At 64.1% G+C, this 23524-nt stretch carries 21 protein-coding genes and 1 tRNA gene; 12 read left to right on the top strand and 10 right to left on the bottom strand.

Annotation, left to right across the window (positions count from 1 at the left end):
- The first annotated feature begins 50 nt into the window (after positions 1-50).
- The 5 genes from fadD5 (at position 51) to BH683_RS05770 (ending at position 5751) form a co-directional block, all read left to right on the top strand.
- Positions 51-1655, top strand: coding sequence for a fatty-acid--CoA ligase FadD5 (fadD5, locus tag BH683_RS05790; protein ID WP_084835320.1), 1605 nt, complete (start codon positions 51-53; stop codon positions 1653-1655).
- 217 nt (positions 1656-1872) lie between these two features.
- Entirely contained in the window at positions 1873-2856 is a 984-nt protein-coding gene (locus BH683_RS05785; RefSeq protein ID WP_084835319.1) for an oxygenase MpaB family protein, read from the top strand.
- 183 nt (positions 2857-3039) lie between these two features.
- Positions 3040-4170, top strand: coding sequence for an NDMA-dependent alcohol dehydrogenase (locus BH683_RS05780; RefSeq protein WP_084835318.1), 1131 nt, complete (start codon positions 3040-3042; stop codon positions 4168-4170).
- Between the two features lie 131 nt (positions 4171-4301).
- On the top strand, positions 4302-5108 hold the full coding sequence (locus BH683_RS05775) for a serine hydrolase domain-containing protein (protein WP_084835317.1): 807 nt from the start codon (positions 4302-4304) through the stop codon (positions 5106-5108).
- 124 nt (positions 5109-5232) lie between these two features.
- Positions 5233-5751: a DUF3145 domain-containing protein gene (locus tag BH683_RS05770; RefSeq protein ID WP_084835316.1), complete on the top strand. Its 519-nt coding sequence runs from the start codon at positions 5233-5235 to the stop codon at positions 5749-5751.
- A 175-nt stretch (positions 5752-5926) separates the two neighbouring features.
- Here BH683_RS05770 and BH683_RS05765 read toward each other — a convergent pair whose 3' ends face one another.
- The 6 genes from BH683_RS05765 to aceE form a co-directional block, all read right to left on the bottom strand.
- Positions 5927-7378, bottom strand: a complete 1452-nt coding sequence (locus tag BH683_RS05765) for a carboxyl transferase domain-containing protein (protein ID WP_084835315.1) — start codon at positions 7376-7378, stop codon at positions 5927-5929.
- Positions 7379-7437: 59 nt separating this feature from the next.
- Positions 7438-8706 (bottom strand): KasA/KasB family beta-ketoacyl-ACP synthase, encoded by a 1269-nt coding sequence (locus tag BH683_RS05760; protein ID WP_084835314.1) that lies wholly within the window; start codon positions 8704-8706, stop codon positions 7438-7440.
- Positions 8707-8709: 3 nt separating this feature from the next.
- Entirely contained in the window at positions 8710-9018 is a 309-nt protein-coding gene (gene acpM, locus BH683_RS05755) for a meromycolate extension acyl carrier protein AcpM (RefSeq protein ID WP_062799656.1), read from the bottom strand.
- A 139-nt stretch (positions 9019-9157) separates the two neighbouring features.
- Positions 9158-10066: an ACP S-malonyltransferase gene (locus tag BH683_RS05750; RefSeq protein WP_084835313.1), complete on the bottom strand. Its 909-nt coding sequence runs from the start codon at positions 10064-10066 to the stop codon at positions 9158-9160.
- A gap of 157 nt (positions 10067-10223) precedes the next feature.
- The gene (locus BH683_RS05745; protein ID WP_084835312.1) at positions 10224-11528 is read right to left on the bottom strand and encodes a helix-turn-helix domain-containing protein; all 1305 of its coding nucleotides are present in this window, start codon (positions 11526-11528) and stop codon (positions 10224-10226) included.
- Positions 11529-11673: 145 nt separating this feature from the next.
- Positions 11674-14445, bottom strand: coding sequence for a pyruvate dehydrogenase (acetyl-transferring), homodimeric type (aceE, locus tag BH683_RS05740; protein WP_084835311.1), 2772 nt, complete (start codon positions 14443-14445; stop codon positions 11674-11676).
- Positions 14446-14661: 216 nt separating this feature from the next.
- On the opposite strand from aceE, the gene BH683_RS05735 reads away from it, so the two are divergent.
- The 4 genes from BH683_RS05735 (at position 14662) to BH683_RS05720 (ending at position 16372) form a co-directional block, all read left to right on the top strand.
- Positions 14662-15195: a hypothetical protein gene (locus BH683_RS05735; protein WP_084835310.1), complete on the top strand. Its 534-nt coding sequence runs from the start codon at positions 14662-14664 to the stop codon at positions 15193-15195.
- A gap of 107 nt (positions 15196-15302) precedes the next feature.
- A complete protein-coding gene (locus tag BH683_RS05730; protein ID WP_084835309.1) occupies positions 15303-15725 on the top strand; it encodes a DUF3052 domain-containing protein in 423 nt (140 codons plus the stop codon).
- Positions 15722-16204 carry a peroxiredoxin gene (locus BH683_RS05725; RefSeq protein WP_084835308.1) on the top strand — a complete coding sequence of 161 codons (483 nt, stop codon included), beginning with the start codon at positions 15722-15724 and terminating at the stop codon, positions 16202-16204. Before BH683_RS05730 ends, BH683_RS05725 begins: the two co-directional genes overlap by 4 nt.
- A gap of 96 nt (positions 16205-16300) precedes the next feature.
- Positions 16301-16372, top strand: a tRNA-Val gene (locus tag BH683_RS05720).
- 9 nt (positions 16373-16381) lie between these two features.
- On the opposite strand, the gene BH683_RS05715 is transcribed toward BH683_RS05720, so the two are convergent.
- The 4 genes from BH683_RS05715 to BH683_RS05700 form a co-directional block, all read right to left on the bottom strand.
- Complete coding sequence (locus BH683_RS05715) at positions 16382-16750, bottom strand: hypothetical protein (RefSeq protein ID WP_084835307.1); 369 nt, start codon at positions 16748-16750, stop codon at positions 16382-16384.
- A 36-nt stretch (positions 16751-16786) separates the two neighbouring features.
- Entirely contained in the window at positions 16787-16996 is a 210-nt protein-coding gene (locus BH683_RS05710; RefSeq protein ID WP_084835306.1) for a hypothetical protein, read from the bottom strand.
- A 147-nt stretch (positions 16997-17143) separates the two neighbouring features.
- Positions 17144-17836 carry a response regulator gene (locus BH683_RS05705; RefSeq protein ID WP_084835305.1) on the bottom strand — a complete coding sequence of 231 codons (693 nt, stop codon included), beginning with the start codon at positions 17834-17836 and terminating at the stop codon, positions 17144-17146.
- Positions 17833-19398, bottom strand: coding sequence for a sensor histidine kinase (locus tag BH683_RS05700; protein WP_084835304.1), 1566 nt, complete (start codon positions 19396-19398; stop codon positions 17833-17835). Before BH683_RS05700 ends, BH683_RS05705 begins: the two co-directional genes overlap by 4 nt.
- 106 nt (positions 19399-19504) lie before the next feature.
- Here BH683_RS05700 and BH683_RS05695 point away from each other — a divergent pair, with 106 nt between their 5' ends.
- From BH683_RS05695 to BH683_RS05685, 3 genes are all read left to right on the top strand, one after another.
- On the top strand, positions 19505-20899 hold the full coding sequence (locus BH683_RS05695; RefSeq protein ID WP_084835303.1) for a cation:dicarboxylase symporter family transporter: 1395 nt from the start codon (positions 19505-19507) through the stop codon (positions 20897-20899).
- A 135-nt stretch (positions 20900-21034) separates the two neighbouring features.
- Positions 21035-21841, top strand: a complete 807-nt coding sequence (locus tag BH683_RS05690; protein ID WP_084835302.1) for a potassium channel family protein — start codon at positions 21035-21037, stop codon at positions 21839-21841.
- Between the two features lie 164 nt (positions 21842-22005).
- Entirely contained in the window at positions 22006-23523 is a 1518-nt protein-coding gene (locus BH683_RS05685) for a catalase (RefSeq protein WP_084835301.1), read from the top strand.
- Position 23524 lies beyond the last annotated feature (1 nt).

Raw genomic sequence — 23524 nt, 5'->3', positions numbered from 1 at the left:
ACTCATCACCGGCGTTCATGCGCGGGTGGTCAACAACAAGGAAGCGCACCATGACGAGTACCACGCTGACCCAGTCCGATCCCCTCCTGGAAGAGCCTTTCCGCTCACGGCGGAACAACTGGAACACCCACATCCGCAGGCACGCGACGATGAAGCCGAACGCCCCGGCGTTGCGATTCATGGGGAATGAGACCTCCTGGTCGCAGCTCAACGACCGATCCACCGCGTTCGCCGCCGCGTTGTATCGCCGCGGGGTGCGGTTCGGCGATCGGGTTCTGGTCCTGATGCTCAACCGCAGCGAATACGTCGAGGTCATCTTCGGCGCCAACCTGATCGGCGCCATCGCGGTCCCGGTCAACATCAGGATGACGCCGCCCGAGGTCGGATTTCTCGTCAAGGACAGCGGCGCGAAGGTGATCGTCACCGAATCTCTCCTGGCGCCGTTGGCGGATGCGGTCCGCAAGAGCACCGAGGGGGTCGAGAACCTCATCATCGTCGGCGCGTCCGATGTCGAGGATGCGCTGGACTACGACACCCTGGTCGCCGAGGACGCCACCGACCTTCCCCCGATCGACGTGCCCGAGAACTCGATCGCAATGATCATGTACACGTCGGGAACCACCGGAAATCCGAAGGGTTCCATGCTTTCTCACACCAATATGCAGGCCCAGGCCGTCACCTGTATCTCTGCGCTACAGATTCGCAACGACGACGTGGGCTCCTGCGTCGCACCGATGTTCCACATCGCGGCGATGGGCGCGATGGCGCCGCTCTTCTACCTCGGGGTCCCGACCGTCATCCACCCGCTCGGCGCATTCGACCCCGAAGCGTTGCTGGATGTGCTGGAGGCAGAAGGGATCACGTCGATCTTCCTCGTGCCCGCCCAGTGGCAGGTGGTGTGCGCGGTCCAGAAGGCCAAGCCGCGCAACCTCAAACTGCGAGTCATCTCCTGGGGCGCGGCGCCGGCCTCCGATACCGTGCTGCGCGCCATGGCGGAGACGTTCCCGGACGCGATCAACGTCGCCGTCTTCGGGCAGACAGAGATGTCGCCGATCACCTGCGTTCTCGAGGGCAAGGACGCGCTCCGGAAGCTGGGCTCGGTCGGTCAGGTCATCCCATCGGTACAGGCGCGAGTCGTCGATGTGGAGATGAACGACGTGAAGCCGGGCGAGATCGGCGAGATCGTCTATCGCGGACCGAACATGATGGAGGGTTATTGGCAGAACCCGCAGGGCACTGCCGACGCCTTCGCCGGCGGCTGGTTCCACTCCGGCGATCTGGTGCGGATGGATGACGAGGGTTTCGTGTATGTCGTCGACCGCAAGAAGGACATGATCATCTCCGGCGGTGAGAACATCTACTGCGCCGAGGTCGAGAACGCTCTCTTCGCGCATCCGAAGATCCTGGAAGCCGCAGTGGTCGGCAAGGCGGACGATCGCTGGGGTGAGGTGCCGGTGGCCATCGTCGTTCTGAACCCGGGTGAGGAGCTGGCGTTCGAGGAACTGATCGAGTTCTTGAACGAGCATCTCGCGCGGTTCAAGCAGCCCAAGGAATTGATCGTCATCGACGAGTTGCCGCGCAACGCGTCCGGCAAGGTGGTCAAACCGTCACTGCGCAAGGAGTACGGCGGCAAGGATGCCGGTCTGCGGCACTAGGTCTGCCGGAAACTCAGCGAAGCGACGCGATTCGGGCCCGCTCCCGCAAGGGGAGTGGGCCCGAAGCGACGCGATTCGGGCCCGCTCCCGCAAGGGGAGTGGGCCCGTTTTGTTCGTCGCATCCGAGTGTGGAATAAAAGAGCGAATCTGTTCCAAGGTGATCGGTGGGCCGATAGAATCGGGTCCGGTATCAGCATCGGTCGATCGAGAGGCGAACATGGTCACGCAGGCCGCGTCGCGGACCGGACAATCGCGCGGGCGCGCCCGGCGCACGACCGATGTTCGTCCCGAGGTCATCGCCGAGTTCCGGAAACACACGGGAAGCGTGCTCGCCGGAATCTTCGGTGGCGCTGCGTTCGATCAAGTGGCTCTGCCGCCCGTCGCCGCCGCGGTCGACCGCACCGGGCGTTTCGCCGAGAACTTCGCGGACAGGGCGGTGCGCAGCGGATTCTCGGCGTTGTTGGCCGTGTGGGGCGATCCGGCCGATCGAGCAGAAGAAGCGCGATGGCTCAAGATGCGGCATCGCGATGTCCGAGGCCGCGGCACCGGTGATTACAGCGACGTCCGCTACAGCGCGCTCGATCCGGATAATTGGAAGTGGATCGCGGTCAGCGGGATGATGCTGATACTGAACACGTTCACCTTCTGCACGGGCACCGAGATGCGCCGCAGCGAAGAGGAAGCGGCGTACCAGATGGTGCGAGAGAGCTTCGCGGACCTCGAGTTGGAGAGCCGGGCCGGGAAACTTCCCGATACTCTCGCCGACGCCGAGGAGTACTACGAGACGATGGTCGAGACCCGGTTGGCGTCGACGCCGTTCCTCGTCGAACAGTTCGCGGGCCTGAACCGGCTTCCGTTGCCCACGCTGCTGCTGCCTCCGGTCGCGCGCACGGCGCTGACCCCGCTGTGGTGGATGGTGCGACCGGTGGCCGGACACGTCATCCAGGTCTGCTCGTCGAAAGCCATGAACCCTCGGGTTCAAGCGATGACGGGATACCGGCTCAAGCCACGGCACGACGCCGAGTTCGCGCTCTACGTGGTGGCCCTGCAGACGATCTGGCGGATATTTCCCGATTGGATCTTGTTGGCGCCGTTGGCCTATAACCGGCTTCAGTACGAGAAGTTGGTGCGCATGCACCGAAGTGTCTCCCTCGATACCTTCGCCGCTCCGCCTCGCGAGCGGGGCGGTTGCCCGGTCTGACCGACGCCGGGTGGACCTCGCTCGCGTGTTGATCGGGTCCGATCGTTGGAGTTAAAACTGAAACACGTTACAATTCTGGTGAGCGGTGACCGATGTCACTGCGAACTCATAATCCCGGTGAGCTGTTCGCCGGCGACGCAGGTTGTCGGTGCGTGACTCACGTGCCGCGAGTGGAGGGTTTCGATGAAGACAAAAGGCGCTTTGCTCCGGAATTTCAACGAGAAGTGGGCGGTCGAGGAGATCGAGATCGGTGACCCGCGCAAGGGCGAGGTCAAGATCCGGATGGAAGCCGCCGGCATGTGCCACTCGGATCACCACCTGATGACCGGTGGCATCCCGATGGCCGGCTTCCCGGTGCTCGGCGGCCACGAAGGCGCCGGCATCGTCGAGGAACTCGGTGAGGGTGTCACCGACTTCCAGGTCGGCGACCACGTCGTGCTCTCGTTCATCCCGTCGTGTGGCAAATGCCCATCGTGTCGATCCGGTCTGAGCAACCTGTGCGACATGGGTGCGATGCTCTTGCAGGGTGAAGCGGTGTCGGACCACACGTTCCGCGTCCATACCGCCGCCGGCGAAAACGTCTACCCGATGACTCTGCTGGGCACTTTCGCCCCGTACATGGTGGTGCACGAGACGTCGGTGGTGAAGATCGATCCGTCGATTCCCTTCGAGGTGGCGTGCCTGGTCGGCTGCGGTGTGCCGACCGGCTTCGGCTCGGCGACCCACAGCGCGAAGGTGCAGCCGGGTGAAGACGTGGCGATCGTCGGAATCGGCGGCGTCGGGATCTCCGCGCTCCAGGGCACCGTCATCTCGGGCGCCCGGTACATCTTCGCCATCGACCCGATCGAGTGGAAACGAGAGCAGGCGCTGAAGTTCGGTGCGACGCATGCGTTTGCCAGTGTCGAAGAGGCGGCGATGACCATCGCGGAGCTCACCGAGGGGCAGATGGCCAAGAAGGTGATCGTCACCGTCGGCGAGGTCCACGGCAAGGACGTCGACCTGTGGATGGGGATCACGGCCAAGGCCGGAACCTGCGTGCTCACCGGTATGGGCAGCATGATGGAATCCGACGTCACGCTCAACCTGGCGATGCTGACGCTGCTGCAGAAGAACCTGCAGGGGACGATCTTCGGTGGAGCAAGCCCCAAGCTCGACATCCCGCAGCTGCTGTCGCTGTACAAGATGGGAAAGCTGAACCTCGACGACATGGTCACCCGGCAGTACCGCCTCGATCAGATCAACGAGGGCTACCAGGACATGTTGGACGGCAAGAACATCCGCGGAGTCATCCGTTTCACCGACGAAGATCACTGAGCCGATCGACTGATCTATCGGTGTCCCAGCGAAGCCGGCGAGCAATTGGGTGCTCGCCGGCTTTGCTGTCTGTGCTCGCGCTCGACAAGCTGTGTTTGCTCCGCCGGTGCCGCCCGTGATGCGATGAACCGGTGCTGAAAGAACTAGAGAACTGGCCGGTCGACAACGTGTCCGCGGCGATCGTTTCCGACACGGATGTGGCGGAAGAGTTCGGCGATGGGCAGCGGGTCTTCCCGCTCGCCTCGGTCACGAAGCTGCTCACGGCGCACGCCGCGCTCGTCGCTGTCGAGGAGGGCGCGATCGAGCTCGATCAACCGGCCGGTCCACCGGGTGCGACCGTGCGGCACCTCCTGGCCCATGCATCAGGCCTGCCGTTCGAGGGACTCGACGTGGCGGCCGGGGTGGGGGAGCAGCGGATCTATTCGAGTGCCGGGTTCGAGGTGCTGGCCGACCTCATCGCCGCGGAGACCGATATAGGCTTCGATGAGTATCTGACGCAGGCCATCTGCGAGCCGCTCGGGATGATCGCGACATCGCTCCAAGGCTCCGCCGGGCACAGTGCACAGTCCACGGCGGCCGATCTGAGCGTATTCGCACGGGAGCTGTTGTCTCCGAAACTCGTATCCCGAGAGTTGTTGTCCGAGGCCACATCGTTGCAATTCCCGGGACTCGACGGATTTGTACCCGGGTATGGGAAGCATCGCCCCTGCGACTGGGGACTCGGCTACGAGCTGCGGGCCCACAAGAGCCCCCACTGGACGGGGTCGCAGAACAGCCCGCAGACGTTCGGGCACTTCGGTCAGTCCGGCACGTTCCTGTGGGTGGATCCGGCGCTGAACGTGGCGTGTGTGGTGCTCACGGATCGGGCCTTCGGCGCGTGGGCAAAGCCGTTGTGGAGCGACTTCAACAATGCAGTGGTCGAGGCGTTGTCACATTGAAATCATCGTCCACTAGCGCAACACGGGTCACTTAAGGCACAATAAACAACAAGAGTGTGATATCTGCCGTTGGTTTCGCCAGGCCGTTGGGGAAGACGTTCCTCGTCGAAACCGGAGGTGGAAAGTGCGCAACCTTAACCAGTTTGCGGACGTGACAGCAGGTGTGGTGTTCATACACTCCGCGCCTGTCGCGTTGTGCCCACATGTCGAGTGGGCTCTTTCGTCGACCCTAGATGCTCGCGCGAACCTGAAGTGGTCCGCGCAGGATGCAGGGCCGGGGTTGCAGCGTGCCACGGTCGACTGGGTCGGACCCGTCGGGACCGGAGCCCGTCTGGCCAACGCCCTGCGTGAATGGTCGACGCTTCGCTTTGAGGTGACCGAGAACGCCAGCGATGGTGTCGACGGCGAACGCTTCTGCTATGTGCCAGGACTGGGGTTGTGGCGCGGTTCGATGAGCGCCAACGGAGATGTGATCATCGCCGAAATGCAGTTGCGGGCCTTGATGGAAGCGCACTCCAACGGCGCAGAACTGGCGGGAGCGCTCGACGCCGCGCTTGGTACCGCGTGGGACGAAGCGCTCGAAGACTTCCGCATGGGTGGCGACGGCGCCGAGGTCACCTGGCTGCATCAGCGCGTGGGTTGAGATCCAGAGAACAACAAAGCGGGCCCGGACATTGTCCGGGCCCGCTTTCTGTTTTGGTGCCGAGCCGCGCGTGAGCGCAGGGGTGGGCCGCGCGTGATGCAGTGAGGAACGCGAGCGCGCAGCGCTCACGTGACGAGCGAAGAACGCGCAATGAGGCCCACGACGAAGCGAACAGTTATAGCGGTATGTTCTTGTGACGGCCACGTCGGGCGGGTGCCGATGCCAGGGCTTCGGCGACGATGCTGCGGGTCTTCGCGGGATCGATGATCTCGTCGACGACACCAATTGACTGTGCTCGACCCACGCCGCCGGCGATGGCTTCGTGCTCGACGGCGAGGCGTTCGTGCAGTGCCTCGCGCTCGTCATCGGGCGCTGCGGCGAGTGCCTTCTTGTGCAGGATGCCGACGGCAGCCTTGGCGCCCATGACGGCGACCTCAGAACCCGGCCATGCGAACACGGCGGTGGCACCGAGTGCGCGCGAGTTCATCGCGATGTAGGCGCCGCCGTAGATCTTGCGGGTGACCAGGGTGACGCGGGGGACCGAGCACTCGGCGAAGGCGTGCAGGAGTTTGGCGCCGCGGCGGACCACGCCGTCCCATTCCTGCCCGACGCCGGGCAGGTAACCCGGGACGTCGGTCATGACGATGAGCGGGATCCCGAATGCGTCGCACAGTCGCACGAAGCGAGCAGCTTTCTCGGCGCTCTCGGAGTTGAGGCAGCCGCCCATGCGAAGCGGGTTGTTAGCGATGACGCCGACGCTGCGGCCGGACAACCGGCCGAATCCGATGGTGATGTTCGGAGCCCATTTCGCTTGCAGCTCTTCGAAACTCGAGATCTCGGTCTCGCCGTCGGCTGCGATGTCGGTGTCGAGTAGAGCCCGCACGATGGGATGCACGTCGTAGGCGCGCCGGTTCGACTCCGGCATCAGGGCGCGCAGGTCGCTGTCGCCGGCCTCTGCCTTCTGCCTGCTGAAGTGTCCCTGCTGACCGAACGTGCCGATCAGACGCCGTGCCCGCCAGTAGGCGTCGGGCTCGGAGTCGGCGGTGATGTGCGAGACGCCGGACTTCTTGCCGTGGGTGAGCGGCCCGCCGAGCGACTCCATGTCGACGACCTCGCCGGTGACGCTCTTGACCACGTCGGGACCGGTGACGAAAACGCGACCGGCCGGAGCCATGATCACGATGTCGGTCAGGGCCGGTCCGTACGCGGCGCCGCCGGCTGCGAAGCCGACGACGACGGAGATCTGGGGGATGTAACCGGAGGCACGCACCATGGCCTCGAACACCTCACCGACCGCGTGGAGCGCCTCGACGCCCTCCGCGAGTCGGGCACCGCCGGAGTGCCAGATACCGACAACCGGTGCCTGCTCCGCGATGGCGGTGTCGATGGCGTTGACGATGTGCTTACAGCCCACGATCCCCATGGCCCCGCCCATCACGGTGCCATCGGTGCAGTAAGCGACGGTGCGAACACCGTTGACGCGACCGACGGCGGCCTGGACACCGGACTTGTCTCGGGGGTGGAGCAACGACATCGACGCTTCGTCGAAGAAGTTGGTCAACCGCAGCAAGGGGTCCCGGGGATCGATGGACTCTTCGTGTTTGGTGATCGGGGCCATGGTGGTCATGGAATCTCCTAAAGGTAGATCTGCAAGCGCCCTGCTGAACGAGTTCAGAGGCGACGGGATCAGTAGCGCCCAAAGGCGAGCGCAACGTTGTGCCCACCGAATCCGAACGAGTTGTTGATGGCGTAGTCGATCTGGCCGTAACGCGGTTCACCGTGAACCACGTCGAGGTCACATTCCGGATCCTGATTGTCGAGGTTCAGCGTCGGAGGGATGACCCCTTCTTCGATGGACTTGATCGTCAGGACCGATTCCAGTGCGCCCACCGCGCCGATCGAATGCCCGAGGGCAGACTTCGGTGCGTACACCGCGGCGTGGTTGCCCACCGCGATGTTGATGGCCAAGGCCTCGGCGGTGTCGCCGACCGAGGTCGCGGTCGCGTGCGCATTCACGTGCGTGATGTCGGACTTGCCCAGACCGGCGGTCTGGATGGCCCGAGTCATTGCGCGCGCCGCGCCGGTTCCCTCGGGATCCGGTGCGACCAGGTGATAGCCGTCGGAGGTGATCCCTCCGCCGAGCAGGCGTGCGTGGATGTGCGCCCCGCGAGCTCGGGCATGGTCTTCGCGCTCGATGACCATGAGCGCGGCGGCCTCACCCATGACGAATCCGTCGCGATCCTTGTCGAACGGGCGTGACGCCGAGCTCGGATCTTCGTTTCGGGTGCTCATCGCACGCATCATCGCGAAGCTCGCGATGGGCACCGAGTCGATGTGACCCTCGACGCCACCGGTGACGACCATGTCGGCATCACCCATGACGATCTGCCGCCAGGCGTGCGCGATGGCTTCCGACCCCGACGAACACGCCGAGACGGGGGTGATCACGCCGGCCCTGGCACCGATCTCGAGACCCACCACCGCGGCGGGTCCGTTCGGCATGGCCATCGGTACAGCCAACGGCGACACCTTGCGGTAGTTGCCGGTGTTGTGCATCGAGTTGTAGGCCTCGATGAGGGCGTCGCCGCCCCCTAACCCGGTGCCGATGACGACACCGAGACGCTCCTTGTCGACCTCGGGTTCACCGGCCTGGGACCACAAGCGCTTGCCCATGACGTACGCGACCCGCTCGACGTAGGCCATTCGCCGGGCTTGCACCCGGGTGACCTCGTTGGTCGGATCGTTGACCAGCCGCCCACCGAACCGGACCGGGAGATCGAACTCCTCGACCCAGTCATCGGTGAGCGTCTTGATGCCACTCTCTCCGGCGAGCAGACCTTTCCACGTGGAATCGAGGTCTTCGCCGACTGAAGTCGTCGCGACCATGGAGGTCACGACCACGTTCGGGAAATTCCCGCCGAGGGTGGAGTATTCGCGAAGAGAGTCAGTCACTATTGGTCACTCACCGGTCTTGTCGGCGTCCAGCTTGGCGCGGATGGCGTCAGCGGCCTCGGAGTTCTCGGCTTCGAGCTTCTGGATGTAGGACACGGCGTCACCGACGGTGCGCAATCCGGCGAGATCCTCGTCGGGGATCTTCACGCCGTACTTGTCCTCGGTCTGCACGGCGATCTCGACCATCGACAGTGAGTCGATGTCCAGGTCGTCGACGAAAGACTTCTCCACAGTCACCTCAGAGGGTTCAATGCCGGTGACCTCCTCGATGATCTCAGCGAGTCCGGCAATGATTTCTTCCTGGGCGGCGGCCACTATGTGGCTCCCTTCTTGTTCATGTTTCGGGTGTTTCCGGAATCACGACGCTTTCGCGTCGCTTTGGACGGGTGCAGACCAGATGGTGACGCGGTCGTCGCACTTTTCCGGGGACGTCGACGCAGGCGCGTCGACGTCGCTATCCAAGTTCGGTGATGCCCTCGAGATCGTCGGGGGTCTTCAGCGCGCGGGTGGGGGTTCCCTTGAGTTCGCGCTTGGCGATACCGGTGAGGGTACCGGCCGGCGGTAGTTCGATCAGGCCGGTGGTGGCGCTCTCGCGCATCGTCTGTGAACAGAGATCCCAGCGCACCGGGCTGGTGACCTGCGCTACGAGCTTGTCGAGTGCGTCGCGGCCGGAGGTGACCGGACGGCCGTCGGAGTTCGACAGCAGCGTCTTGCCGGGCTGCGCAGGGGTGATGCCGGAGGCGGCCTCGGCAACGGCGTCTTGCGCGGGCGCCATGTACGCGGTGTGGAAGGCGCCTGCCACTGCGAGCTTGCGGATGCGGGCCTTCTCGGGTGGGTTGGCGATCAACTCGTCGATGGCCTCGACGGAGCCGGCGGCAACGATCTGCCCCGCGGCATTGCGGTTGGCCGGGACGAGGTCGAGTTCTGCCAGCCGGGCCAGAACCTCTGTCTCGTCTCCACCGAGGACGGCGGCCATGGTGGTGGGCTCGAGCGCACACGCCTTTGCCATCTCGGCCCCGCGAACTGCGGCGAGCGAGACGGCCTCGTCGGCAGTCAACACACCGGCGATCGCGGCTGCTGCGAGTTCGCCCACCGAATGACCCGCGACGAGCGTGTCTGCCGGTAGCGGCGAGCGCTTGGCCAACTCGTCGTAGGCCAGCAGAGCTAACACGACAACCAGGGGCTGGGTGACTGCGGTGTCGGTGATCTCTTCCGCCGTCGCCGTCGTACCGAGCCGTTCGATGTCGAGCTTGGTCAGTTTCGACCAGGTCGCAACCTGATCGCGTGCGCCGGGTAGCTCGAGCCAAGGGATGAGCATGCCGACGGTCTGGGAGCCCTGTCCGGGCGCAAGCAAGGAGAGCACCTGACAAGAGAACACCCTATTGAGGGTCGGTGAGGGTGTTGGACGCGTTAAACCTCAAGCAATGCCTTTGTAGGGTTCCCACAAAATTGCACGACAGTGTGGCTGCATCGTCACCGCACCGATATCCGTTACCCCACTGTGAATTGATGCACAACCGTCACCTGTCGCCTTCGGAGCCTGTTGCGCGAGTGACTGTTGTGAAAACTGTGCGCATGTCGTGTCTAACTCGTGTCAGTCTTCCTACCGTCGTTGCGATTCTCAGAACGTAGGCGTCTCGCGGATTCATGGGGTCGCGGCCCGTGATGTCCGAAATCCGCTTTAGTCGATATCTAACAGTATTGGGGTGAACGAAGAGCTCGCGAGCGCACGACTCCACCGACCCCCCGGAATCGAGGTAGGCGTCGAGTGTGGTGGTCAGCGTGTCGCCGCCCTTTTCGAGAGGCTTGATCAAAACGTCATTGAGTGTCGCCATCGCTGCCTGATCGCCGAGCAGCGCACGTTCGGGGAGTAGTTCCCAGGAATGCACGGGGCGGGGAGCGCTGGGCCAGCCGGCGACCGCTTCGACACCGGCCATCGCGTCGATCGCACTCGTGTGCGCCATGCCGAGGTTCGGTGTCGTCGGTCCGATGACGACGGGTCCGTCGGCGAAGAGGTTGAGCAGATCGATGATGAACGGCTCGTCCAGGGAGACCGGCCCGCTGACGATGGCGACGAGCAGGCTGCCCTGCACCACCGAGAGCGCCGCGCGATCGTGCTGCCGGGCGGTGTTGTGGACGGCCAGCGGGACCGACACATTGCGCTCGGGCGGCGGCATGCCGACGAGCACGGTCGCTGTCACCTCGGCGTCCCAGTTCAGGGCGGCCGCACGGGACAACAGGGTGGGGCCGGTGTCACCGCGGACCACCGCGTCGACGACCAGGGCTTCGAGTCGTGAGTCCCACGCGCCGCGTGACTCTGCCGCCGAGGCGTAGATCGAGGCGGCCGCGAATCCGATCTCGCGGCCGTAGCGCAACACCGCTTCGGTCAGTGCGCGCAGTTGGGCATCGTTGCGGGCGAGCAGCGGGAGCCACTTCTCGAAGAATTCCATGGCCACGCGGACCATCTCCACCGTCTGCAACAGGCTGATCCGGCGAGCCAGGTCCTGGGGGACCACCTGAAACGCCTGGACTGTGAACTTGACGTTGCCCTCGGGGTCCTGCAACCACTCGACGAAGCTGACGACGGCCGTCTGCACCACCAGCTGGACGCTGGCGCGCTGGCCGGCTTCGAGGTCGGAGAAATAAGGGAGTTGCTCCTCCATCGAATGCACGGCCTCGGTCGCGAGGCGACCGCTGTACTGCTTGACGCGGCGTAGCAACGTATCCGGTAGCGCGTCATGAACGTTGGCCGGTGCCGGTACGTGCGCACCACGTGGCCCGAAGAGGTCGCCCGCGGACGACTCTGCCCCGCGTGACTCAGTCATTGCTTCAATCTATGCCAGAGCCGACCAGGTGGAGGCACATCGTCGGTGCTCGATGACGCAGACACCCACCCGTTTTCTCCAGGTCCGGCGGAGCTATCCGGTGGATCCTGCGAAAACGGGTGGGTGGCGGGCGAGGTCGTGAGCGCTACGCGCCGGGTCCCGGGTCGCTTGTCTGCTTGGGTGCGGCAAGCACGTCGTCGATCTGGTATTTCTCTGCCGCCTCGGCCGCGACCTTGATGTCGATGTGGCCATCGCGGGCCAGCGCCGACAGGACGCCAACCGCTATGGACTCGCCGTCGACATTGAAGTACCGGCGCGCCGCTGGACGGGTGTCGGAGAATCCGAACCCGTCGGTGCCCAGGGTGAGATAGGTGCCCGGCACCCACGGCCGGATCAGTTCCGGTACCCCGCGCATGTAGTCGGTAGCGGCCACGAACGGTCCCTCGACGTCCGCGAGGGTCTCGGTCAGATACGGCTGGGCGTGATCGCCGCCCGGTTCACGCAGCGATGCCTTCTCGAACTCGATTCCGTCGCGGGAGAGCTCGTTCCACGAGGTGACCGAGTAGATCGATGCTCCGACGTTCCAATCCTCGGCGAGCAGTTCCTGCGCCTTGAGTGCGCTCGCCATCGTGATGCCCGAAGCCATGATGTTCGCCGGATACTGCTTCCCTTCCGGGGCGTCGGCGTACCGATAGAGACCCTTGAGGACACCGGCCACGTCGAGGTTGTCGGGCTGCGCCGGCTGACTGATCGGCTCGTTGTAGATGGTGATGTAGTAGTAGATGTTCTCGGGATCATCCCCGTACATTCGGCGCAGGCCATCGGCGATGATGTGCCCGAGCTCGTAACCGAATGCCGGGTCGTAGGCCACGACGGCCGGGTTCGATGCCGCCAGCAGCAGCGAATGTCCGTCGGCGTGCTGCAGACCTTCACCGGTGAGCGTGGTACGACCGGCAGTGGCTCCGAGGACGAATCCCCTGGCCATCTGATCGGCCGCCGCCCACAGACCATCGCCCGTGCGCTGGAATCCGAACATCGAATAGAAGATGTACAGCGGGATCATCGGTTCGTCGTGCGTCGCGTACGACGTGCCGACTGCGGTGAACGACGCCGTCGAACCCGCCTCGTTGATGCCCTCGTGCAGGATCTGGCCGACCGAGCTCTCCTTGTACGCGAGCATGAGCTCGGCATCGACGGAGGTGTAGAGCTGACCGTTGCGGTTGTAGATCTTGAGCGACGGGAACCACGAGTCCATGCCGAACGTGCGGGCCTCGTCGGGGATGATCGGCACCAGGCGTTTGCCGATCTCCTTGTCGCGCATCAGCTCCTTGAAGATGCGGACGACGGCCATGGTCGTGGCGACCTGCTGCTTGCCCGATCCCTTCGCGGCCAGTTTCAGCGCCGGCGCGGTGTCGGGCTTGAGCACCTTGCTCTTGGTGCGGCGAGCAGGCAGGAAACCGCCGAGGGTCTTGCGCCGGTCGAGCATGTACTGGATCTCGGGCGCGTCGTTGCCGGGGTGGTAGTACGGCGGGAGGTAGGGGTCTTTCTCGAGCTCGGCGTCGCTGATCGGGATGCGCGTGCTGTCGCGGAAATCCTTCAGGTCGTCGAGCGTCAACTTCTTCATCTGGTGCGTGGCGTTACGGCCTTCGAAGTGCTTGCCGAGGGTGTAGCCCTTGATGGTGTGGGCCAGGATCACGGTCGGCTGGCCCTTGTGCGCCAGCGCCGAGGCGTAGGCGGCGTGCACCTTCTTGTAGTCGTGACCGCCGCGCTTGAGATTCCAGATCTCGGCGTCGCTGAGATCCTTGACGAGTTCTTTGGTCCGCGGGTCACGGCCGAAGAAGTGGTCGCGGACGTAGGCGCCGTCGTTGGCCTTGTAGGTCTGGAAGTCGCCGTCGGGGGTGCTGTTCATCAGATTCACGAGGGCGCCGTCGCGGTCCTTGTGCAGCAGGGAGTCCCACTCGCGACCCCAGACGACCTTGATGACGTTCCAGCCGGCTCCGCGGAAGAAGGACTCGAGTTCCTGGATGATCTTGCCGTTGCCGCGCACCGGTCCGTCGAGGCGTTGCAGGTTGCAGTTGACGACGAACGTGAGGTTGTCGAGGCCCTCGGTTGCGGCGACGTGCGCCAGACCGCGTGACTCCGGCTCGTCCATCTCGCCGTCGCCGAGGAACGCCCACACGTGCTGATCGCTGGTGTCTTTGATGCCGCGGTCGTTCAGGTAGTGGTTGAACCGCGCCTGGTAGATCGCGTTCATCGGTCCCAGGCCCATCGAGACGGTGGGGAACTGCCAGAAGTCCGGCATCAGGCGAGGGTGGGGGTACGACGGCAATCCGCCGCCTTCCCCGGCGTGGGAGTGCTCTTGGCGGAACCCGTCCATCCGCTTCTCGTCGATACGGCCCTCGAGGAATGCGCGGGCGTAGATGCCGGGGGAGGCGTGACCCTGGATGAAGATCTGATCGCCGCCGCCCGAATGCTCCTGGCCGCGGAAGAAGTGGTTGAAGCCGACCTCGTACAGCGCGGCCGACGAGGCATAGGTGGAGATGTGGCCGCCGACGCCGACGCCGGGACGCTGCGCGCGGTGCACCATGATCGCGGCATTCCAGCGGATGAACGCGCGGAAGCGGCGTTCGACTTCCTCGTCACCGGGGAACCAGGGTTCGCTCTCGGTGGGGATCGTGTTGACGTAGTCGGTGGAGGTCAGCGCAGGTATCGAGACGCGTTTTTCGCCGGCACGTTCGAGCAGACGCAGCATGAGGTAGCGGGCCCGGCCAGGGCCGGCATCTTCGAGGAGACCATCGAATGATTCGAGCCATTCGTTCGTCTCGTCCGGGTCGATGTCGGGGAGGTAGGAGGCCACCCCTTCTCGGATCACCCGGACCCGCGGCTGATTCTTGGGTGCTTGCGTGCTGTCAGTCACTGCGCTGCTCTTTCTCCTCGAGTCACTCGGCAGCGGTGGCTGCCGTAACCGAAATTGCGCCGGAACCGGGGTGTGGTGTCGGCGTTGCCCCAATCGTGCCGTAAGTGATGTGTGTTGGCATCGGCAACCTCCCAAACGGGGATGGGCACGGCAAAGTAACCCTACTCACGGGCGTTTCGCGCGAGGGTTTTCGTACATTTCGTGCAAGATCGGCATGTGAACTGGAAGTGGGTGGGCGCGGCTGCCGTGTGCGGGCTGTTGTTCACCGGCTGTGCGACGACCATCGACGGCTCGAGCACGGTGGACGCCGGTCAGGTGAGCGCGTATCAGAGCGATGTATCTGTCACGGCCGAACAATCGCGGATCGCAGAGTCGTCGCGGGCCGCCCAGGCGGCGCGGACGATCACCCTCGCCCTTTGTTCACAGTTCACGACCACCGTGGTGACCATGCTCAACAGCTACAACCAGTTCGTTACCAAACTCAATGAGGTGCAGTCGTATTCGGCCACCGACGGGGGAGGGCAGGTGGTGATCGACCAGCTCACCGCCGGTGAGCAGGCCATCTCAGCCAAACTGGTGCCCGGCGTCGAAGCTCCCGTCGAGGCGTTGGTCCGTACATTTCTGACCAGGAACACCGAGCTCATCGCCGCCGTACGCGGGGAGTTGCGGTCCGGTTTGAACGATCCCGCAGACCGGTGGATCGACGCGAGGAACAAGGCAGTTCAGGCGTGCGGAAAACTTGCACCTTGAAAAATCCGGCATTCGGCTTGCAACTTGGGGGTTTACCCTGTTCGCTTGAGTGATCAAAGCGGGCACGAACAGTGTTCGCATAATTTCTTTGACAGGAGGTCGTCGCGTTGGTTGCCGCTTCAGATGGTGATCGCGTCCAAAAGCTAGGTGTGAGCGCGGGCATGATCGTGCAGGAGCTGGGGTGGGACGAGGACACCGATGACGACCTGCGTGCCGACATCGAGGATGTGATCGACGCCGAGATGGTGGACGAGGACACCGACGAGGTCATCGACATGGTCGTGCTCTGGTGGCGCGACGGCGATGGCGATCTCGTGGACGCTCTGATGGACGCCATCACCCCGCTCGCCGACGACGGCTTTGTGTGGGTGCTTTCTCCGAAGACCGGAAGTGACGGATACGTCGACCCGAGTGAGGTCGCCGAGGCGGCTCCCACCGCGGGGCTCACCCAGACCAGTGCGGTCAGCTTCGGTGACTGGCTGGGGTCTCGGTTGGTGCAACCGAAGACGCGTGCCGGCAAGAAAGCATGACAACTCTGGTAGGACGGGAGCTTCCGGTGGGTACGGAAGCTCCCGACTTCACGTTGCGTGATCAGAACAATCAACCGCTCACCCTCTCGGATTTTCGGGGCAAGAAGAACGTGCTGCTCGTGTTCTTCCCGATGGCGTTCACCGGGACGTGCGAGGGCGAACTGAGCATGGTGCGCGATCGCCTGCCCGACTTCTCCAACGAGAACTCGGAGTTCGTGGCGGTGTCCGTGGGCAGTTCGCCGACACACAAGGTGTGGTCGTCGGCGCAGGGTTATCTCTTCCCGATCCTCTCGGACTTCTGGCCACACGGCGAGGTGGCACAGAACTACGGCGTCTTCAACGACGACAAGGGCTACGCCAACCGCGGCACCTTCGTGATCGACAAGAACGGCATCATCACCTTTTCGGAGATGATGGGTGCCGGGCAGGTCCGTGACCAGTCGCTTTGGGAGAAAGCTCTGGCCGCGCTAGATTCTTGAAGGTGTCTGACGCCTTCGGGTGGTCGGACGGGCGGCGAGTCCTAACGTTTTCTCTCGCCGTCGCGGCTGGCGAACTCGCCTTCGTTCAGTCGCCCCGCGCGTATAGCTCAGCGGTAGAGCTCTGGTCTTACACACCAGCGGTCGGGGGTTCAAATCCCTCTGCGCGCACCGTATTTCCTACAGCCTCGCGACTAGTGACACGATGGCGTCGCTGAGGAGCCATGCGATCACCCCGAGCACCGGAACGAGTGTGACTGCGGCGGCGACCCGCGGCCGGGGCGGCAGCTTCACGAGGACGTGGCGGAACACAAGATACGCAACGTAGACGATCACCAACGGGATCAGTGCGATCAGCACCCCGCGGATGACTTCGACCGTCTCGGGTCGGCTGATGTACCCGGATCCGAGAGCGAACAGATACGCCAACCCGCCCGCCACCAATGTGGCCAAGGATCGCGCTGCGACATCGCGCCAGAACGAGTCGTCCCGGAACCACTGCGCAGGCCACTCCCACCAGGGCCGCGGGGCGGGCTTCTCAGCGCTCACGGGTTGTCTGCGTACACAGGAGATTCGGTGCCGACGTCAGCCTCGCCGGTTCAACCGGTACAGCTGCACGGCATTGAGGATGGCCACGATCGGCCAGCACACGATGGACAGCCACACGCTGACATTGCGCTCGCCGTTGGCGATGTCGTAGATGGCCATCGCAGTCAGCAGGACAGCGATGATGGTTGCTATCCAGATGAGGTTTCTGCGTAGCGAATCGTTGGTGGCTGAGTTCGTAGTCGACACCGCCTGAATATAACCGGCGTTATTGAAATGGGCTGATCAAACGACGTCAACCAGTTCTGAAACCCCCTGGGATCGTCCACCTGAGCACCCACCGAGGGCGTATTGCCATCCGACCCCACTGAATCGGACGATCTCAGGGCGTTTCGGTCAGCGTCGCCACTGATAACGGATTTTTGGCCGCCCGGCATTGCCGTAGTCGGTGTGGCGCAGGAGTGTCCCGTCGTCGGCGAGGCGTTCGAGATAGCGCCAGGCGGTCACCCTGGACACGCCGACGATCTTGGCTGCGTCGGCGGCGGTGATGCCGTCGAGGGTATCGCGCACAACTCGCGCGATTTCGTCGGTGGTCCCGGGTGCGGCGCCTTTGGGTGCGGCGGATCGATCTGTCCCGGTGCGTAATTCGGCGAACGCGCGGTCGACCTCGGCCTGGCTGGCGGCATCTGTTCCGGCGGGCAGGGCTTCACGGTATCGCTGGTAGCGCTCGAGCCGATCACGGAACGCCGCAAACGTGAATGGCTTGAGCAGATAGGCCAGTGCGCCGTTGGACACTGCGGCCCGGACGACTTCGAGGTCCCGTTCGGAGGTGATGGCGATGATGTCGGGCGCGGGCCGCAGTCCCGACAGTGCGGACGCGAGGTCGATCCCGCTCGCGTCGGGCAACCCGATGTCGAGAAGGACGAGATCGACGGGGGCATCGCTCGCTGCCGCGCCGGCCGCGACGCGCATTGCTTCCTGCGCGGTGTTGACCGTCGCAACGGCGGTGAAACCGGCGATTCTGCCGAGATAGGTCCGGTGTGCCTCGGCGATCAGAGGCTCGTCTTCGACGATGAGGACGTTGATCACCGGTGCTCCTCACCAACTCTCACAGTCACGACCGAACCGTAGGTCATCTCGGCGGTGAGCGTGCCGTGATGGCGATTTACCACTTGCGCGACCAGCGCCAGTCCCAGTCCTCGCCGGCCCTGTTCGCCTCCGGATTTGGTCGAGTACCCACGCTGCATGGCCCGGGCGAACTCATCGGGATCCATTCCGTGTCCGCTGTCGGCGACCTGGATCAGCAGGTCGCCTTCGTCTTGTCGCACAGTCACTTCGACCCACGGGTCGTCGCGGTCGCAGGCGTCGAGTGCGTTGTCGATCAAGTTGCCGACCACAGTGATCAGTTCTTGTCCCGACAACGGCACGTCCTGCGCGTCCGCGGACAGTTCGGTGTCGTCGGTGATGGTCAGATTGATCCCGCGCTCATCGGCCTGGGCACTCTTGCCGAGCAGCAGCGCGGCCAGGGCGGGCTCGCGAACTGCCTCCGACATACGGTCGACGAGGCGTTGGGACAGCTCGAGTTCGGTGGTCGCGAACTTGACGGCCTCGTCGCCGCGGCCCATCTCGACGAGAGTGACGATCGTGTGCAGGCGGTTGGCGGATTCGTGCGCCTGCGAGCGCAGCGATTCGGCGAACACCTTCATCGAATCGAGCTCACCGAGAGCACCCTGCAACTCGGTTCGGTCGCGGATCGTGACGACCTCGGTGTCGGGGGATCGCTCGCCCGGGACGTGTGACCGGTTGACCACCAGAATGCGGTCGCCGGTCACGTGGACTTCGTCGCGCGCGCCGGGGGAGTACGAGCGCAAGAACGGTGGCAGCACGTCCTTGTCGATGTCGCCTTCCGGTAGCGCCAGGAGTCGGCGCGCTTCGTCGTTCGCCAGCGCGACACCACGGCGATCGAGCACGATCAGACCTTCGGACACCGAGTGCAGGATGGCGTCGTGATGCTCGTACATCACCTGCAGTTCCGTCGGTCCGAGGCCGTGGGTCTGCCGAAGCAACCTGCGCCGGATCGCCCAGATGCCGACCAACGAGACCCCCAGCGCGGCAAGGGCGATGAGGATGATCTGCGGGAGCTCATGCTGCCAGCGCTGGGCGAGGGTCTGCTGGGTGATGCCGGCAGACACCAGACCGATGATCTCGCCGGAGGACGATCGGACCGGGGCGACGGCGCGGACGGATGGTCCGAGGGTTCCCGTGTAGACCTCGGTGAACGCCCTGCCCTCCAACGCCGGTTCGATGGTGCCGAGGTAGTCCTGCCCGATGAGAGCGGGGTTGGTGTGGGTGAAGCGGGTGCGGTCGGGCGCCATGATCGTGATGAAGGCGACGTCGGTGTCTTCCCGGACACGTTCGGTGACGGGTTGCAGCACCTGCGGTGCGGTGCCGTCCTCGATGGCGGCAGCAGTCGCCGGCGACTGCGCCAACGCACTCGCGATTCCGATGACCTGCTGGCGGGCGGCGGAGTCGCCGTCGCGACGAGCGTCGAGCAGGGCCAGCGTGCTGCCTGCGATCACGATCACCGCGACCACCACGAGCTGCAGCACGAATGCCTGGCCGGCCAGCGAGCGGGGCACGAACTTCGTCATGAACAACTCCGTCTGAACGAAATGAACTAAAGCGTGACCTGGCTCACTCTGGGGAACACCATTCTTTCAGACCCCGTTCCTTCCGCCTTCACAAAGGAAGTCGATCATGACAACAGCAGCAGATCGTTCGACAGCCGCGCAGCCGCCGGCTCCCAAGAAGAGAGACCGTACGCACTGGCTCTACATAGCGGTGATCGTTGCGGTCGTCGCGGGTGTGATCGTCGGGCTGGTGGCCCCGGGTGTGGGCGAGGACCTCGGCGTCCTCGGCACCATGTTCGTGAGTCTGATCAAGATGATGATCAGTCCCGTGATCTTCTGCACGATCGTGCTCGGTATCGGGTCGGTACGAGCGGCCGCAACGGTGGGCAAGGTGGGCGGACTCGCCTTCGGCTACTTCCTGCTGATGTCGACCGTCGCCCTGGCCATCGGATTGGTGGTGGGCAACCTGCTCAGCCCGGGCAGTGGACTCACGATCGACCCGTCCAAGATGGGCACCGGCGAAGAGCTGGCAGACAAGGCCCATGAGGCCGGCGGCACCCTCGACTTCCTGCAAGGGATCATCCCCACCTCGATGCTGTCTGCATTGACCGAGGGCAGCGTGCTGCAGACCCTGTTCATCGCGTTGCTCGTCGGCTTCGCCATCCAGGCTCTGCCCACCAAGAGTGGCGACCCCATCCTGCGAGCGATCGAGCTGATCCAGAAGGTCGTGTTCAAGGTCCTCGGCATGATCCTGTGGCTGGCGCCGATCGGTGCCTTCGGTGCCATTGCCAACGTCGTCGGGCAGACCGGTTGGAGCGCGATCACCGAGCTGCTGACGCTGATGCTCGGCTTCTACGTGACCTGCGCGATCTTCGTCTTCGTGATCCTCGGCCTGTTGCTGCGCTTCGTGTCGGGTGTCTCGATCTTCAAGCTGGTCCGCTACCTGGCCCGCGAGTACCTGCTGATCTTCGCCACCTCGTCGTCCGAGTCGGCCCTGCCACGACTGATCGCGAAGATGGAGCACCTCGGTGTCGAGCGCACCACCGTCGGTGTCGTGGTGCCCACCGGATATTCGTTCAACCTCGACGGCACCGCGATCTACCTGACGATGGCCTCGCTGTTCGTCGCCGAGGCGATGGGCGACCCGCTGTCGCTGAGTGAGCAGATCTCGCTGCTGGTGTTCATGATCGTCGCGTCCAAGGGCGCAGCCGGGGTCAGCGGTGCCGGGCTGGCCACCCTGGCCGGCGGTTTGCAGAGCCACCGTCCGGAACTGCTGGACGGCGTCGGACTGATCGTCGGTATCGACCGGTTCATGTCCGAGGCTCGCGCGGTCACCAACTTCTCGGGTAATGCCGTAGCCACCATGCTGGTCGGTTCGTGGACCAAGACAGTCGACATGGACAAGGTCAACGGCGTTCTCGCCGGCAAGGATCCGTTCGACGAGTTGTCCATGGTCGACGACGGAGACGACCGGTGGGACAAGGTCGAGACCGACGACAAGAAGACGGTCGCCGCCACCTAGTCGAAGCTCCACTGTGCCGCGGATCCCCCAGGGGTCCGCGGCACAGTGCTGTCTCGGACGTTCACTTCGCCGATCATCGGCAGAAAGGCCCTGAGCTGCGGTTAACTGACGCATCGACAACCGAGGGGAAGACCGATGAGCACCGACACCGATCGTGTCTCGCACACGCGGCCGGCGATGACCCAGGAGCGGTGGATCTCACTCACCGAGTGGCCGCTGGCCGTTGTCGGAGTCGTGTTCATCACGGCGTACGCCGTCGAGGTGCTCGACGAACCGGTCGGTGTCAACGAACGGCTGCTCGAACTCACCATCTGGGCATCGTGGGCCGCTTTCGTGGTCGACTACCTGATCCGGTTGGTGCTGTCTACCAACCGGACTCGGTGGTTTGTCCGACATCTGCCGGAGCTGTTGATCGTTGCGCTGCCGGTACTGCGCCCATTGCGGCTGCTGAGACTGCTCGCGGTGTTGGCGGTACTTCATCGCGTGACCGGACGTGCCATTCGTGGGCGCGTTCTGATGTTCACAGTGGTGACGGTCCTCGTGCTGATCTTTGTCGCCTCGCTCGCCATCCTCGATACCGAACGTGAGCAGGCCGATGCAACGATCCAGACGTTCGGGGATGCGCTGTGGTGGTCGATAACGACGATCACCACGATCGGATACGGCGACTATTCCCCGACGACACTCACCGGTCGGTTCATCGCGGTCGGGTTGATGATCGGTGGGATCAGCCTCATCGGTGTGGTCACCGCGACGATCGCGACCTGGATCGTCGAGCGGGTGAACGAAGAAGACGAGGCCAACATGGTGGCCACTCGCGAGCAGATCAACGCCCTGCATTCTGAGATCAGAGAGTTGCGCGCCGACCTCGCGCGCGGACCGGGAACCAGCGCGTCGGCCGATGATCCTGGGGTGCCGGTGGCCGACGGTCCCACGCCGTAAAGTTCGACGCGGTTTCGACTCAAGCGTCTGCGGGTAAGACCACTGCACGTGGCGGCTGATTCTGGCGTGTCTTGAGTTACACGCCGAACCGGCTGCGGGAGACGTCGGCCCACAGCCCAATCGCCGGCGGTTCCACAACTGGACGATGACGGTCGGAGGCCAACATGTCAGATGAGCAGTTCTACACCACCACGGATGCCGGAGCGCCTGTATCGAGCGACGAACACTCGTTGACCGTGGGTGCCGGTGGACCCATCGTGCTGCACGACCACTATCTGATCGAACAGATGGCACAGTTCAACCGCGAGCGGATCCCGGAGCGCCAACCGCACGCCAAGGGCAGCGGTGCCTTCGGTTCGTTCGAGGTGACGGGCGATGTGTCGGGCTACACCAGCGCCGCAGTGTTCCAGCCCGGCACCACCACGGAGATGGCCGCGAGATTTTCCACGGTCGCCGGTGAACGAGGCAGCCCCGACACCTGGCGAGATCCGCGCGGTTTCGCGTTGAAGTTCTACACCAGCGAGGGCGTGTACGACATGGTCGGCAACAACACGCCGGTCTTCTTCATCAAGGATCCTCTGAAGTTCCAGCACTTCATCCGATCCCAGAAGCGTCGCGCCGACAACAACCTTCGCGACCATGACATGCAATGGGATTTCTGGAGTCTGTCGCCGGAGTCGGCGCACCAGGTCACGTGGTTGATGGGTGATCGCGGTATTCCGCGTACTTGGCGGCACATGAACGGGTACAGCTCGCACACTTATCTCTGGGTCAATGCCGAAGGCGTCAAACACTGGGTGAAGTACCACTTCATCACCGATCAGGGTCATCAGTTCTTCACACAGGACGAAGCCGACCAGATGGCTTCGGCCGACACCGATTACCACACGCGGGACCTGTTCGAGCACATCGACAAAGGCGAATACCCGTCGTGGACGATGAAGGTCCAACTGATGCCCTTCGACGATGCGGCCTCGTACCGGTTCAATCCCTTCGACCTCACCAAGGTGTGGCCGCATGGCGATTACCCGCTGGTCGAGGTGGGCAAGATGACTCTCAACGCGAACCCGACCGATCACCACACCCAGATAGAGCAGTTGGCGTTCGAGCCGAACAACCTCGTCCCGGGTATCGGTCTGAGTCCGGACCGGATGCTGCTCGCCCGCGGATTCGCCTATGCCGATGCCCATCGCTACCGAATCGGCGTCAACTACAAGCAGATTCCGGTGAACGCGTCGAAGTATCCGGTGCACTCGTACTCGAAAGACGGCGCCATGCGAGTGCAGCCGGTCTCCGACCCGGTGTACGCCCCGAACTCCAAGGGTGGCCCTGCGGCGACGCACGCTTACCAGGTGGACCCCGGCTGGGCTGCCGACGGTCAGATCGTCCGCAGCGCGTATGTGGATCACCCGGAGGACGACGACTTCGGCCAGGCAGGCACGCTGGTGCGCGAGGTGCTCGATGATGGTGAGCGGGAGAGGCTGGCCGACAACATCATCGGCCATCTGCTCAACGCTGTCAGTGAACCCGTCCTCGAGCGGGCCTTCGAGTACTGGAATCGTGTCGATCCCGACCTCGGCAAGACCATTCAGGAAGGCGTCCGAGCGAAGGCCGACGAAACCGATCCGAAGGCCGCGGACCAGGGGAACTCTGCGCGGAGCAGCATGCAAGAGAAGGCGTAGA

Source organism: Williamsia sp. 1138, from assembly GCF_002095435.2.
Classification (GTDB): domain Bacteria; phylum Actinomycetota; class Actinomycetes; order Mycobacteriales; family Mycobacteriaceae; genus Williamsia.
This window is presented reverse-complemented; position numbering and strand designations above follow the sequence as displayed.